7 protein-coding genes are annotated in these 15,207 nt (G+C 65.8%); 3 read left to right on the top strand and 4 right to left on the bottom strand.

Translation table 11 applies throughout. From position 1 onward, the window contains the following. The 3 genes from A3E77_RS16590 to A3E77_RS16600 form a co-directional block, all read left to right on the top strand. On the top strand, nucleotides 1–4,833 hold a 4,833-nt coding region (locus A3E77_RS16590), incomplete at its 5' end, for an alpha-2-macroglobulin family protein (protein WP_293647958.1). Between the two features lie 127 nt (nucleotides 4,834–4,960). Continuing rightward, the gene (pbpC, locus tag A3E77_RS16595; protein ID WP_293647960.1) at nucleotides 4,961–7,102 is read left to right on the top strand and encodes a penicillin-binding protein 1C; all 2,142 of its coding nucleotides are present in this window, start codon (nucleotides 4,961–4,963) and stop codon (nucleotides 7,100–7,102) included. A 100-nt stretch (nucleotides 7,103–7,202) separates the two neighbouring features. Then, complete coding sequence (locus tag A3E77_RS16600; RefSeq protein ID WP_293647962.1) at nucleotides 7,203–8,765, top strand: amino acid permease; 1,563 nt, start codon at nucleotides 7,203–7,205, stop codon at nucleotides 8,763–8,765. Nucleotides 8,766–8,826: 61 nt separating this feature from the next. Here the strand turns inward: A3E77_RS16600 and A3E77_RS16605 are convergent, their stop codons facing one another. From A3E77_RS16605 to A3E77_RS16620, 4 genes are all read right to left on the bottom strand, one after another. After that, the gene (locus A3E77_RS16605; RefSeq protein WP_293647964.1) at nucleotides 8,827–10,071 is read right to left on the bottom strand and encodes a multidrug effflux MFS transporter; all 1,245 of its coding nucleotides are present in this window, start codon (nucleotides 10,069–10,071) and stop codon (nucleotides 8,827–8,829) included. 121 nt (nucleotides 10,072–10,192) lie between these two features. Then, complete coding sequence (locus A3E77_RS16610; RefSeq protein WP_293647966.1) at nucleotides 10,193–10,492, bottom strand: hypothetical protein; 300 nt, start codon at nucleotides 10,490–10,492, stop codon at nucleotides 10,193–10,195. A gap of 26 nt (nucleotides 10,493–10,518) precedes the next feature. Next, nucleotides 10,519–13,398 (bottom strand): M16 family metallopeptidase, encoded by a 2,880-nt coding sequence (locus A3E77_RS16615; protein ID WP_293647968.1) that lies wholly within the window; start codon nucleotides 13,396–13,398, stop codon nucleotides 10,519–10,521. Nucleotides 13,399–13,495: 97 nt separating this feature from the next. Continuing rightward, the coding region (locus tag A3E77_RS16620) for an acylase (protein ID WP_293647970.1) at nucleotides 13,496–15,207 on the bottom strand (1,712 nt) is incomplete at its 5' end.

Genomic DNA, 15,207 nt, shown 5'->3' on the forward strand with positions numbered 1-15,207 from the left:
GACGACGACAAGAATGACGCCTGGCTGACGCAGGTCCGCTTCACCGGCCCGCTGCCGCAGAATGTCGACGCAACGCTCGTCCTGCCCGCCGATGTCACCGACCAGAGCGGTCGGCGCCTACAGAACCAGTCGAACTTCCCGCTGAAATTTCACATCGACCGCGCCCCGCCGTTGGTCAAATTCGCCGCCGAATTCGGCATATTGGAAGCCGGCGAAGGCGGCGTTCTGCCCGTGACCGTGCGCGGCGTCGAAAGCAGTCTCGTCCGGTCGAACCTCAAAATGCCCGCGACCGCGCTCAAGGTCGGCGACGACGATGCCGCCATCGCGCGCTGGCTGAAACGCGTCGAGGACGCCGACGACAGCGACTATCGCGAGGAAAAGAACGCCGCGGGCAAGGACGTCACGGTCAACTACACCGGCACCAAATCGGTGTTCGACGGTGCGCCATCGGGCGGCGATCGCCGCGACATGGAGCTGGCGCTGCCCGCCGGGGGCAAAGCGTTCGAGGTCGTCGGCATCCCCCTGTCCGAAAAAGGCTTTCACGTCGTCGAGATTGCGAGTCCCGAACTCGGCGCCGCGCTGCTCGGCCGCAAGGCGACGCGTTATGTCGCGACCGCGGCGCTTGTCACCAATATGGCGGTGCATTTCAAATGGGGTCGCGAGGGCTCGCTCGCCTGGGTGACGTCACTCAATACGGGCCTGCCCGTCGCGGGGGCCGAGATCCGCGTCACCGACAGCTGCACCGGCCGCCTGCTCGCGCGCGGGAATGCCGACAAGGCGGGCCGCCTTGCCTTCGCCGGCGGATTGCCGCAGCCCGAAACCTATTCGAGCTGCGAAGAAAAGCCCGACGTCGCGAACAGCGAAGGCCATAGCCTGATGGTCAGCGCGCGCTCGGGCGATGATTTCAGCTTCACGCTCACCGACTGGGGCAATGGCATCCGCCCCTATGACTTCGACCTCCCCTATGGCTGGTCGGAACGCAGCGATATCCTCCACACCATCTTCGACCGCGCGCTCGTGAAGGCGGGCGAGACGGTGCATATGAAGCATCTGCTCCGCCGCCCGGTCGGCCTCGGCTTCCGCACCCCCGAACCGCTTGCGGGCAAGCTCCGCCTCGTCCACCGCGGCTCGGACACCGAATTTGAAATGCCCTTCAGCATCGCAGCGAACGGCGGCGGAGAGAGCGTCTGGAATGTCCCCGCCTCGGCGCCGATGGGCGATTATGAACTCGTTTTTGTCACCAAGGACAAGGACGGCGAGGACAAGACGATCTGGTCGAACCAGTCGGTCAAGGTCGACGAATATCGCCTGCCGACGATGAAGGCGACGATCACCGGCCCGAAAACCGCGCTCGTGCGCCCCGCCGCAGTGCCGCTGAACCTGTTCGTCGGCTATCTATCGGGCGGCCCCGCGCCGAATATCCCGGTCGAACTGCGCACCAATTTCCGCTCATCCTGGTCGCCGCCCGAGGATTATAGGGATTGGGATTTCGACGGCCAGCCGGTGAAGGAGGGTGTCGTCCAGCTTGACGACAGCGGCGACACCCCCTCGGCCGAGCTGCCGCTGGCGCGATCGGTGCCGCTGAAACTCGACGCCAATGGCGGCGCGACGACAAGCGTGACGGTCGACCAGCCGATTACCGAACCGACGCTGATGGCCGCCGAAATGGATTATGAGGATGCGAATGGCGAGACACTGACGTCGAGCCGCCGCATCACCCTCTACCCCTCCGCCGTCCGCCTTGGGCTCAAGACCGACGGCTGGCTGATGCGCGACAATGATCTGCGCCTCAATTTCATCGCGCTCGACTTGGACGGCAAGCCGATCAGCGGTCAGCGCGTGTCGGTCGCGCTCTATAACCGCGAGATCATCACCGCGCGGCGCCGCCTGATCGGCGGCTTCTACGCCTATGACAACCAGATGCGCACGACGCGGCTCGATGCGACCTGCTCGGCGACAACCGACAGGCTGGGCCGCGCGAGCTGCGCGATGGCGCCCGGCATCTCGGGCGAAGTCACGGTCGTCGCGACGACGCAGGATGCCGACGGCAACGAAGCGCGCGCGGTGCGCTCGGTGTGGCTCGCGGGTGACGACGACTGGTGGTTCGGCGGCGACAATGGCGACCGCATGGATGTGATCGCCGAAAAACCGCGCTATGCGGCGGGCGACACCGCGAATTTCCAGGTTCGTATGCCCTTCCGCGAAGCGACCGCGCTCGTCACCGTCGAGCGCGAGGGGGTGCTCTCCAGCTTCGTCGTGCCGCTCAAGGGCACCAACCCCGTCGTCAAGGTCAAGCTCCCTGCGACCTACGCCCCCGACGTCTATGTCTCGGTGATGGCGGTACGCGGCCGCGTGACGGGCGAAGAAAGCTGGTTCCGCAAGATGAAACGCGCGGTCGGTTTCAAGATCGAAAATAGCGAAGGCGCCCCGCCGACCGCCTTGGTCGACCTCGCCAAGCCCAGCTACCGGATGGGCATCGCGCGCATCAAGGTCGGCTGGGAAGGCCATCAGCTCGGCGTCAAGGTCAAGGCCGACAAGGCGAAATATGCGGTCCGCGAAACCGCGAAGGTCGGCATCGAGGTCAAGACCCCCGATGGCAAGGCGCCGAAAAACGCCGATGTCGCTTTCGCCGCGGTCGACGAAGCCTTGCTCCAGCTCGCGCCCAACGAAAGCTGGGAGGTGCTGAACGCGATGATGGGCGAACGCACGCTCGACGTGCTCACTTCGACCGCGCAGATGCAGGTGGTGGGGAAGCGCCACTATGGCCGCAAGGCATTGGAACCCGGCGGCGGCGGCGGCGGCGACCTGTCGGGGCTGACGCGCGAGGATTTCCGCCCCGTCCTCTTGTGGAAGGGCAATGTGCCACTCGATGCCAAGGGCCGCGCCACCATCGACGTCCCGCTCAGCGACAATCTCTCGGGCTTCCGCCTCGTCGCGATCGCCACCGATGGCTCGCAATATTTCGGCACCGGCGAAACGAGCGTGCGCACCGTGCAGGATCTCGGCGTCTTTGCCGGGATGCCCGAACTCGTCCGCACCGGCGACACCTATGACGCACGCTTCACGCTGCGCAACGGCACCGACCAGCCGATGGAGGTCACCGCGACCCCGACGCTGTCGCCCGCCGTCGCGACCGCGCCGCCGCTCACCGTCACCATCCCCGCGGGCGGCGCCGTGCCGATCAGCTGGTCGATGACCGCCCCCGAAACCACCGGCCCGATTGCATGGACCGTCGATGCCGTCGCCAAGGGGGGCAAGGCCCGCGACCGGCTCGTCTTTGAACAGGTCGTCGAACCCGCGGTCCCGGTCGAGACCTGGGCGGCCAGCCTGTTCCGCGTCGGACCGGCAACAACGCTGCCGATCGCGATCCCGGCGGGCGCGCTGCCCGGCGGCTATGTTGATATTGCGCTCGCGGGCACGCTTGCGCCGCCGCTCACCGGCGTTCGCGACTATATGGCCGCCTATCCCTACAGCTGCTTTGAACAGCAGACGTCGCGCGCCATCGCGCTCGGCGATGTCGGGCGGTGGCAGGCGCTCGCGGGCGCGATGCCGACCTATCTCGATGACGACGGGCTGCTCCGCTATTGGCCGAGCGAAAGCATGACGGGGTCGATTGAACTCACCGCCTATGTCCTGAACGTGACCGCGGCGAACGGCTTCGCGATCCCCGAGGCGTCCAAGGCAAAGATGGTCAAGGCGTTGCAAGCGGTCGTCGAAGGGCGGCTGACCCGCCGCGGCTATGGCCCGTGGGATATCCGGCCCGTGCGCATCGCCGCCTTGGCGGCGCTCGCGCGCAGCAACGCGTCGAGTGCCAACCTCGTCGCGGCGATCGACGTCGCGCCGGTGGACATGGCGACCGGCACGCTCGCCGACTGGCTCGTCGCACTCGAAAAGACGCCGGGCGTGCGGAACGCGCCTGCGCTTCGCACCGCGGCCGAGGCCGAACTCAGAAAGCGCCTCGTCTACGAAGGCACGCGCCTCGACCTCGTCGACGATGCGCGCGCGCCGTGGTGGATGATGACCAGCGGCGACGAAATGGCGATCAAGGCCTTGGAAGCCGTGCTCGGCCGCAAAGGATGGGAGGATGATGCGGGCAAGCTGATGGTCGGTGTCGCGCAGCGCCAGCGGGGGGGCCATTGGGACACCACCCCCGCCAACGCGTGGGGCGCGGTCACCGTCCGCCGTTTCGCCGAACTCTATCCCGCAAGCGCGATCACCGGCGTGACCAATATCAGCCTTGCGGGCGCCAGTGCCTCGCAAAGCTGGCCGCTTCCGGCCGAAACGCCCTCGCCGCTCCGCGTTGCGCTCAATGCCGCGACGATGAGCCTCAATCATCAGGGCACCGGCGCGCCCTGGGCGACCGTCAGCGTCAAGGCCGCGGTGCCCTTGAAGGAGCCGCTCAATGCCGGCTACCGGATCAAACGCTCCGTCAGCATCGTCAAGGCAGCGAACAAGGACCGGCTGACGCGCGGCGACGTGATCAAGGTCCGGATCGAGGTTGTTGCCGCCGCGGGCCGGACGTGGGTCGTGATCAACGATCCGATCGCCCCGGGCGCGACGATCGTCGGCAACCTCGGCGGCCAGTCCGAAATGCTGGGCCAACAGGCGGGCGGATCGGGCGCGCAGCCGAGCTATGTCGAGCGCGGCAAGGACAGCTGGCGTGGCTATTTCGGCTGGATGCCCGCGGGCACCCATGCGGTCGAATATGTCGTCCGCCTCAACGGATCGGGCCGCTTCACCCTGCCACCGACGCGCGTCGAGGCGATGTATTCGCCCGCGATCCGCGGCCAGTGGCCGAACGCGCCGGTCACGGTGGCGAATATGGGGTCGTGATGCTTATCGACCCCCTCCCTCAATTCGTGTGCCCCCGCGAAGGCGGGGACCCATCTCCGGTGGGTTCGCCCTTGCACCGGCAGGAGATGGGCTCCCGCCTTCGCGGGAGCACGCGCTAATTTAGACAATGAATTCGTCCCGCAAACGCCGCCTCCGCGACGCCCTCGCATGGCTCGCCCTCGCCCTGCTCATCCTAACCACCGCCGCGCACCTCGCGACGAAACCGCCCGCCATGCCCGCCTTCGCCGCCGTCCGCGCCGACTGGCAGCCGAGCGAAGCCTGGCTCTATGACCGCGACGGCCAATTGCTCGACAGCGAGCGCGTCGATTTCGAGCGCCGCCGCCTCGCATGGGTGCCGCTGGAGGACATCAGCCCCGCGGTCCGCACCGCCGTGGTGCAAAGCGAAGACCAGCGCTTCTGGTCGCACGGCGGGGTCGACTGGCTTGCCGTCGCGAGCGCCGTTCGCGCGCGCCTGACGATGGGGGGGACGGGCGACCGCTCGCGCGGCGCGTCGACGCTGGCGATGCAGCTTGCCGCCTTTCTCGACCCCAGCCTGGCCCAGCCCGGACAGCGCGACTGGCGCACCAAGCTCCGCCAGATGCGCGCCGCACAGCAGCTCGCCGCCGACTGGTCGCACGAGCAGATGCTCGAAGCCTATTTCAACCTCCTGCCGCTGCGCGGCGAAGCGCAGGGGATCGGGGCCGGTGCGCAAAGCCTGTTTGGCAAGACGCCCGCCGACATGACCGACGCCGACGCCGCGCTGTTCGCCGGACTGCTGCCCAATCCCGCCGCGGGCGCCGAGGCGCTGGGCCGCCGCGCCTGCCGGATCGCGAAAGCGAAGGATTGTTCGGCGATCCGTGCCGCCGCCGCGACTTTGGTGTCGGGCGAGCAGGCCACGCGTTTCGACCCCGCGCTCGCGCCGCACCTTGCCGTCCGCCTGCTCGACAAACCCGGCAAGCGCGTCACCACCACCATCGACCGCCGCATCCAGACCGCCGCGATCGTCGCGCTGCGCCGCCAGCTCGCCGGGCTCGGCTCCGACCGCGTCCGCGACGGCGCCGTCGTCGTGCTCGACAATGCGACCGGCGAAGTCCTCGCCTATGTCGGCGGCGTCGGGCTCAAATCGACCGCCGCGTCGGTCGACGGTGCCAACGCCCGGCGCCAGGCCGGATCGACGTTGAAGCCGCATCTCTATGCGCAGGTGATCGAACATGGCTGGCTCACCGCCGCCTCGATCCTCGACGACAGCCCGGTCCAGCTCGACACCGCCTCCGGCCTCTACGTCCCCAAAAACTATGACCACAGCTTCAAAGGCCCGGTCAGCGTCCGCCACGCGCTCGCCAGCTCGCTCAACGTCCCAGCCGTCCGCGCCCTCGTCATCGACGACGTCCAGCAGTTCCGCGACCGTCTCTGGGCGCTCGGCTATCACGGCCTGGTCGAGGACGGCGAATATTATGGTTTCAGCCTGGCGCTCGGTTCCGCGGAGGTTTCGCTGGTCGAACAGGCCAACGCTTTTCGCACTTTTGCCAATCGGGGACGTTGGTCGCCGGTGCGTTTCACCGCGGCCCGCGATGCCGAAGCGCCGCGCCAGATCGTCGCCCCCGCCGCCGCCTTCATCGTCGGCGACATCCTGGCCGACGCATCCGCCCGCACCGACGCCTTTGGCGCCGACAGCGCGCTGCGCCTGCCCTTCTGGGCAGCGGCGAAGACCGGCACCTCGAAAGCCATGCGCGACAATTGGTGCGTCGGCTGGTCCGATCGTTTCACCGTCGCGGTGTGGGTCGGCAATCTCGAGGGCGATTCGATGCGCGCCGTATCGGGCACCTCGGGCGCGGCGCCGGTGTGGCGCGACGTGATGCTCGCGCTCCATGCAGGCCATCCGGGCAAGCCGCCCGCGATGCCCACCGGGGTCGAGGCGCGCCAGATTGCCCTTCCCGGCACGCGCGAACCCCCGCGCCGCGAATATTTCCTCACCGGCACCGCGCAGAGCGAAATGGCGGCCGCGCCGCAGGCCGCACGTCGTCCGCGGATCACCAGCCCGGTCAGCGGCAGCGTCTACGCGCTCGACCCCGACATCCCGTTGGGCCGCCAGCGACTGGCGGTCACCGTCAGCGGGTCGGTCGCCGGATACCGGCTGATCCTCGACAAACAGCCGCTTGGCGATGCCGATGCGGGGCAGCAAATCCTGCCGCGTCCCGGCGGCCACATGCTAACGCTCGTCGATCCGGGCGGCCGGATGATCGATCGTGTGCGCTTTACGGTACGGTAAGCCGCGATAGCCCCATGAAATTAAGTTGCGCTGGCGCGCGGAGCGGCTAGTCTGCCCCGCCATGAGACGGCGGCAGTTCAGCCGCCCCAAGGGGAAGAATATGCTACTTGACCGGGTAAAGCCGTTGGACGCCATTTTGGCGACAGCGGAAAAAAAGTCGCTGCACCGCACATTGGGTGCCTTTCAACTCACGCTGTTCGGCATCGGCTGCGTCATCGGCACCGGCATTTTCGTGCTGACCGCGGCGGGCGCGCAAAAGGCAGGCCCCGGCCTGATGCTCGCTTTCGCGATCGCCGGCCTGATCTGCATCGTCGCGGCGCTCTGCTACGCTGAAATCGCGGCGATGATCCCGGTTGCAGGGTCGGCCTACACCTATACCTATTCGACGATGGGCGAGATTCTGGCCTGGACCGTCGGCTGGGCGCTCGTCCTCGAATATGCCGTCGCAGCGTCGGCGGTGTCGGTCGGCTGGTCCGGCTATTTCACCGGGACGATATTGAACGAATTCCTGGGGATAGAATTGCCCGCGGCGCTATCCGGCGCCCCCCTCGCGCTTGGCGGCGTCGAGGGCGGTTTCATCAACCTCCCCGCCGTCGTGATCGCGCTGCTCGTCACCTGGCTCTTGATGATCGGCACCACCGAAAGCGCGCGCGTCAATGCGATCCTGGTCGCGATCAAGGTCACCGCGCTCACCGCGTTCATCGTGCTGACGCTGCCCAGCGACTATTTCTCGACCGACAAGTTCAATCCGTTCCTGCCCGCCGGCGTGTTCGGCGGCTTCGGTTCGGGGGTCGGCGCGGTCGGCGCTGCGGCGACGATCTTCTTCGCTTATGTGGGCTTCGACGCCGTCTCGACCGCCGCCGAAGAAACCAAGAACCCGCAGCGCAACGTGCCGATCGGCCTCATTGGTTCGCTGCTGTTCTGTACCGTTTTCTACATCCTCGTCGCCGCGGGTGCCGTCGGCACCGTCGGCGGCCAGCCGATCATGGGGCCGAACGGCGTGCCTTTCCCCGCCGGTTCGGAAGAGCTGGCGCGCCAGTGCGCGACCTATGCCGCGAACGAACTGCCGCTGGTCTGCTCGAACGAGGCGCTGGCGCATGTGCTGCGCCAGATCGGCTGGTCGGGTGTGGGCAACATGCTTGGCATCGCCGCCTTCGTGGCGCTGCCGTCGGTCATCCTGATCCTGCTGTTCGGCCAGACCCGCGTCGCCTTTGTGATGAGCCGCGACGGCCTGCTGCCCGAATCGTGGAGCAAGGTGCATCCGAAGTGGAAGACCCCGCACGTGATCACCGCGATCACCGGCGCCGCGGTGGCCTTCGCCGCCGCTTTCCTGCCCGTCGGCAAGCTGGCGGACATCGCCAATGCCGGGACGCTCTATGCGTTCATGATGGTTGCCATCGCGGTGATGATCCTGCGCAAGACTGCGCCCGATACGCCGCGGGCGTTCAAAACGCCCGCTTTGTGGTTGATCGGTCCGCTGACGATCGCAGGCACGGTGTTCCTGTTCCTCAACCTGCCGTTCGAGGCGATGATCGTGCTCCCGGTGTGGGGCGCCGTCGGCCTGGTCTTCTACTTCCTCTACAGCCGCAGCCGCAGCCACCTCGGCCGCGGCATTGTCGAAGTGCATGAGGATGATCTGGAGCCGCACACGCCGATAAGCTGACGCGTAGCGCAGTCAAATAAAATGGGCCGTCCCGGCATGACCGGGGCGGCCCTTTTGTTTTTCAGAACGGTGTTTTGGGGGCCGTCCCCGGCCGGGTGAACAGCTTGCCGCGTTCGGCCCAGAACACCAGGATGAGACCAACGACGGCGCTGATCAGAAAGGCATAGGCGAGCGGCAGGGTCGATCCGTCATATTGCTGGCCGATCAGCGCACCTACCACCGCCGCCAGCAAGGTCTTGGCAAAGCTCTGATACGACGATGCGACCCCGGCCATATGACCAAAATCCTCCATCGCGATCGAACCAAAATTGCTGCCGATAAAGCCGATCAGCCCGACATTGACCATCATCAGTGCGGTGAACATCCACAGCGTTTCGGCGCCGCTAAGCGCCGCGACAATCTGCGCGATTGAGCTCGCCATGAAGGCGAACACCGCAGTCTGCGACACCCGACGCGCGCCGAACCGCTCGACGATCGCGGCATTGGAAAAATTGGCGATCGCGATCCCCACCGCGACGCAGGCAAAGATCAGCGGGAACCAGCTTTGCGCGTTGAACACTTCGTCGATGATCTGTTCGCTGCTGTTGAGATAACCATAGAGCGCGCCCTGCATCATCCCCGATGCGATCATATAGCCCGCGGCGCGGCGATGCCGCGTCACCGTCGCCCAGCCGCTGACCATCGTCCGCCAGTCAAGCGGACGAACGTCGGCGGGCTCGAGCGTCTCGGGCAGGCGGCGGAGCCAGGCGATCATGACGAGGCCCATGACCGCAAGGACGATAAAGATCGCGCGCCAGCCTGCCACGGCTGCAACCCCGGCCCCGATCGTCGGCGCGATGATCGGCACGATCATGAACACGAGGAAGATCAGCGACAGTCGCTTCGCCATCGCATCGCCCGCGAACAGGTCCCGAATCACCGCGACCACAATCACCCCCAGCGCCGCGCTGACCAGACCGTGACCAAACCGCAGCGCGAGCAGCATCGGAAAGCTGGTCGCGAGTCCGCAGCCGATCGAAAAGGCAACATAAGCGAACAGCGCCGGGACGAGCACGCCCTTGCGCCCGAAGCGGTCGGCGAGCGGGCCATAGATCAGCGAGCCGAAACCAATGCCGAGCAGATAGAGCGAGATGACATATTGGCGGTCGTTGGCGACGAGGACGCCGAGCCCTTTGCCGATCGCGGGCAGCGCAGGCAGCATCGCGTCGATGGCGAGCGCATTGAGCGCCATCACCATTGCCATCATGACCACCATTTCGCGGTCGCCCGGCAGGGTTCGTTTCGGGGGTGGGGCCGGGCTGTGCATCGCAGCAGCCTATGCCCCCAAGCCGGTGCTTTGAACACCCCTCAAGGCAAAGGGCATTGCTATGCAAAGCAAAAGGGCCGCCCCTTGCGGAACGGCCCCTTGCGTCTTTTTGTCGGAAGGCTCAGCCCTGGCGCGTGCCGGTCATCGCCATCGAACCGAATGCACCGGCCTTGATCGTGCCGGTCAGCGCGTCGCCGTCGATCGTCGCTTCGCATTCGAGCGTCATCGGCATCGGCACTTTCATGTTCATGGTCCAGGTCAGTTTATTGCCGTCGACCTTGCCATTTTCGACATCGAGCGCACCCATCGCACCGGCGTTCGAGCCGGTGAAGCTGTCGCCGTCGCTGTTGACCGTGAACACCGATTTCTGATCGCCCATCGGCGACTTGGTTACGCAATCATAGCTGCCATCTACGGACATCGAAGCTCTCCTTACTGAAATCAATGTTAGTTAATCGGAGTCGCTGTTTCGACGGTCAATCCCAATCCGTCAAGCTGCGGTTTGACCACGGCGGCGTCGCCCACGATGACATAGACCAGATCGTCGGTGCTGAGCGCCTTGCGCGCCGCCGCGTCGATCTCGGCCGCGGTCATCGCCTCATATGTCGCCGGCAACGTCTCGTAATAATTGTCCGGGCGTCCGAATTTGACGATCTGGCGAAGTCCGCCGAGAACATCGCCCGACGTTTCAAAACTGCCCGGCAATTCCCGCACGCTGCCGTTGACCGTGCGTTCCAGCTCGTCCTTGGTCACGCCCTTGTCCGCGAGGAAGCCTTTCAGGTCCTTCTGAAATTCCCTGATCGAATCGCCGGTGCGGTCGGCCTGCACCGGCGCCACCGCAACCCAGCTCAGCCGGTCGGTTTCGCCCGAAATGCGGCTGCGGACGCCATAGGACCAGCCCTTGGTTTCGCGCAAATTGGTGTTGAAACGCGACAGGAAATTGCCGCCGAAAATATCGTTGGCCGCCCGCAATATTTCCAGTTTGTCGCCACCCTTGGCATCGAGCACCTTGCCCGCCAGGATCACCGACTGCGGCGATTTGGGACGATCGAACAACAGGATGCGCGGCTTCGGGGCCGGGATCGCGATGTTGAAATTCTTGACCGGCTTGGCCGTTTTCGGCGTCTGCCACTGGCCCAGCGTCGCATCAAGCTGCTTCTTGACCTCGGCCAGCGTCGTGTCGCCGACCACGAACACCCGTGCATTGTCCGGGCGAATCCAGTTGCTGTGGAACGCCGCGAGCTGGTCGCGGGTCGCCGCCGTCACCGCCTTGGCATCGCCCAGGCCCGACGGCGGAATCCCGTAAGGATGGGCGGCGCCGTAGAGCATCGGCGCCATCAGGCGCGCGGCAATCGCGTTCGGATTGTTCAGCTCGGCCTTCAGGCGGTTGAGCTGCTGGGCGCGAACCCGCTCCAGCTCCTTGGCGTCGAAGGCCGGGTTGCGGATATAGTCGGCGAGCAGCGACAGCGACGCGCCAAGATTGGGCTTGAGCGCGAACAGGCTGAACACCGTTTCATCGGCGTTCGCGGTCGCGTCAATCTGTGCCCCCAGCCGCTCCTTGGCTTCGGCAAAGGCGATCGAGTTGAGATTGGTCGTGCCTTCGTCCATCAGGCTGAGCATCAGCGACTGGGTGCCCAATGCGCTATGCGGATCGGCCGCATAGCCCGCGTCGAAACTGACCGCGACATTGACCGTCGGCACCGTCGTGCGGCGCGCAAAGATCACCTCGACGCCATTTTTCAGCTTGGTGCGTTCGATCGCCGGAAAATCGAGCGCCGTCAGGTCGGCCACTGCCGGCAATTGCGAACGGTCGGCGATCGATGCCGCTCCGCCGATGCCGGTGTCGGGACCAATATCGCCGAGCGCTGGATTCCAGTAGCGATCGGGTGCCACCGCCTCGGTCAGCTTGCCCGCGGTCACTGCGCCGCCGCGATTCTCGCCGCCCTCGGTGCGTTCGCCGGGGGTGTAGGTCAGCGAAAAGGCCGGACGCGACATCCATTTGCGCGCAACGGCGGCGACCTGTTCGGGGGTCGATTTTGCCATCCGGTCGAGCTCGACCTTGTAATAGCCGGGATCGTTTGAATAGAGCGCGCCTTCCGCCAGCGTCACCGCTTTGCCGCCAAAGCCGCCGACCGATTCCAGACCGGCGATGGTGCCGCCCAGATAGCCCGCCGCCGCGCGCTGCAATTCGTCGGCCGTCGGACCGTTCGCCAGGAATTTGGCGATTTCCTCGTCCAGCTTCTGGCCGACCGTGTCGACGTCGGTGCCCGGCTTTACGTCGGCCTGGATGATCAGGATGCCAGCATCCTCAAACGGCTGGGCAAAGGCGGCGACGCTGACCGCCACCGGATCGGTGCGGACCATCGCATTGTCGAGCCGCGATGACGACAGGCCGCCCAGCACGGCGGTTGCCATCTGCAACGGCACGGCGTCGGCATCGTTCAGCCCGGGGATCGCCCACATGCGATAGATGCGCGGGGTCGGGATCAGGTCCTTGACCTCCTTTGCCAGCGGCGCGGGCAGCGTCGGGACCGATACCTGCGGCATGGTGACCGCCGGGCCGCGCGGGATGTCGCCGAACCATTCCTGCACCTTGGCCTTTGCGGTCGCCACATCGACGTCGCCCGCCAGCACCAGCACTGCATTGTTCGGGCCGTAATTGTCGGTGAACCATTTTTTCACATCGGCCAGGCTCGCCGAATTGAGGTCGGCCATCGAACCGATGGTGCTGTGGTGATAGGGGTGGCCGGTCGGGAACAGATTCTCGAAAATCTCGTAACGCAGCAAACCATAGGGGTTGTTGTCGCCCTGGCGCTTTTCATTCTGGACGACGCCGCGCTGGTTATCGAGCTTTTCCTGCGTCACCGCGCCGAGCAGGTGACCCATGCGATCGCTTTCGAGGAACAGCGCGCGGTCGAGCGCGCCGGTCGGCACCGTCTCGAAATAATTGGTGCGGTCGACGTTGGTCGTCCCGTTGCTGTCGGTCGCGCCGACCTGTTGCAACGGTTCAAAGAAATCGCCGGGAGCGTTCTCCGACCCGTTGAACATCAGATGCTCGAACAGATGGGCAAACCCCGTCTTCCCCTTAGGCTCATGCTTCGACCCGACGCGATACCATACCGACACCGCGACGACTGGCGCCTTGCGATCTTCGTGCACGATCACGCGCAGACCATTGTCCAGGGTGAAGGATTCGTAAGGAATATCGACCGCCTTCACCAGATCGGCGATCGGCGCCGGGGCTGCGGGCTTGGCGAGTGCGGGACCGGCCGCGACGAGCGAGGTGGTCACCGCCAGGGCGAGGGCAAATCGATGGAAACGGGGCATGGATATCCTCTTGAAAGCATGCAGGCCTGAACAGCCTGTCGAAAGCGGGGTGGCGGGCGCCACTGTATCAATGGTTTAGGACAGCACCGCGCGGCTTTCAAGGCCGATAGAAACGCGCCCCGCTGGCCGTCAGCGCCGCCGGGTCGAACAATACGGGCTTCAGCCTGTGCTGGACGAAAAGCGGCGCCTGATCGTTATAATGCGGGCTTTCGGGCCGCGTCGTTGCCGACCCGAACGGCTGGATCGATTCGGACCGGACCCGGCCCTGCGCATCCCAGGTCATGAACATGATGAAGCTGTCGCCATGCCGCACCTTCAGCCGTCCGTCGGGTTCGGCGTCCCACAGCGTCGAAGCACGCACCGTGTCGTTGCCGCCGTCGAGCGGCAGGTCGATACGGCTCGCCCCCTCGCCATGGCGCAAGCGCAGCACGGTGCCGAGCTTTGGATCGAGCCCGCCGAAATGATCCTGCAAATGCGCGACCGTTTCGTTCAGCACGGTGCCCGGATCGGGCGCGGCGCGGCGCTGGTAATGACGGCCGTTCGCGGGGCGCAGCACCATGAGCGCCAGCGCATCGCCCTTGCCCTTGCCATCAAGGTTCCAGTCCCAGCGGCGAAGCAGATCCTGCGCCTGGGCCAGCGCCGGGTCGCGCGTCGTATCGAGTGCGAGCAGCCGGTCGATCCACGCCTTCGCATAGCCCGTCCGGGCATAGGCGGTGTCATATTTGATCGCCTTCAATCGCGCCTCGTCGACCTGCCCCGACGCCTCGAACAATTCGATCAGCCGCACCGCGCGGTTGGTCATATCGTTCTCGATCCCGAGCAAGGGCGAAAAAGCCGCCGCATCCAGCTCGTCGCCCGGCCCCGCCGCGACCCACGGCGTGTTGTTCGCGTTCATCACATAGCCCGACCGCGGATTGACCAGCGCGGGAACGCGGTCGAACGGCAAGGTTTTTGTCCACAGATCGGCCGATGTGTCGCCGGGTAACACCCCGCGCCAGTTGAACCCCGCCGGCCGGTCGGGGAACATGGCATTATAAAACAGCCCGATATTGCCCTTGGCATCGGCATAGATGAAATTGGTCGCGGGAACGCCCTGCGCCGCCATCGCGGCGCGCCATTCGTCGAAATTTTTCGCCTTGTTCAGCCGGTAATATTGGGTGACCATGTTGGCCTGGTCGATCCCGGCATAACGGATGGCAAAGGCGCCCTTCGCATTCTTTACAACCGGCCCGTGGACCGAGCGATAGATCGTGCGCGGCACCGGCAGCACGAACGGACCGACCTTCACCTTCAGCCAGATCCGTTTTTCCTCGAGCGACCGCCATGCGCCGTCGAAGCGGTATTTCTCCCCGCTTTCGTCAAGGGTCAGTTTATAGACATCGATCAGGTCGGGCCGGTTCACCGTATTGGTCCAGCCGAGATATTTGTTGTGACCCAGGAAGGGATAGGGCGAACCGGGGAAATTCGCGCCCGCGAAATCCCAGCCTTCTCCCGAATGTACGACCAGTTCGTACCAGGCGACGCCGCCCGTCCACGGCTGGTGGGAGTTCGACACGAGCCGCGTCGCGCCATCGGTCGAGCGGGCCGGGGCGACCGCCATGGCGTTCGACCCATTGTCCGCCGGATCGCGGCCGACCGGGGTCAGGTCGCGCGGCACTAGTTTGCCCGTGGCGTCGAGCGCGGGTCCGCCTTCGCGCCCGATCTCCTTGTCTTCGACGAGCGACCCGAGCACCGAATCCAGCCCGAAGAAAAAGGGCGAGCGGAGCACGAAACCCGCGACGACATCCTCGCCGGTCACGGGAAACAGCC

Source organism: Sphingopyxis sp. RIFCSPHIGHO2_12_FULL_65_19, assembly GCF_001830555.1.
In the GTDB taxonomy this organism is placed as follows: Bacteria; Pseudomonadota; Alphaproteobacteria; order Sphingomonadales; family Sphingomonadaceae; genus Sphingopyxis.

Bases quoted from the DNA above. Each gene is read 5' to 3' on its own strand.
- pbpC (WP_293647960.1), top strand. From the start codon at position 4,961: ATGAATTCGTCCCGCAAACGCCGCCTCCGCGACGCCCTCGCATGGCTC.
- A3E77_RS16600 (WP_293647962.1), top strand. From the start codon at position 7,203: ATGCTACTTGACCGGGTAAAGCCGTTGGACGCCATTTTGGCGACAGCG.
- A3E77_RS16605 (WP_293647964.1), bottom strand. From the start codon at position 10,071: ATGCACAGCCCGGCCCCACCCCCGAAACGAACCCTGCCGGGCGACCGC.
- A3E77_RS16610 (WP_293647966.1), bottom strand. From the start codon at position 10,492: ATGTCCGTAGATGGCAGCTATGATTGCGTAACCAAGTCGCCGATGGGC.
- A3E77_RS16615 (WP_293647968.1), bottom strand. From the start codon at position 13,398: ATGCCCCGTTTCCATCGATTTGCCCTCGCCCTGGCGGTGACCACCTCG.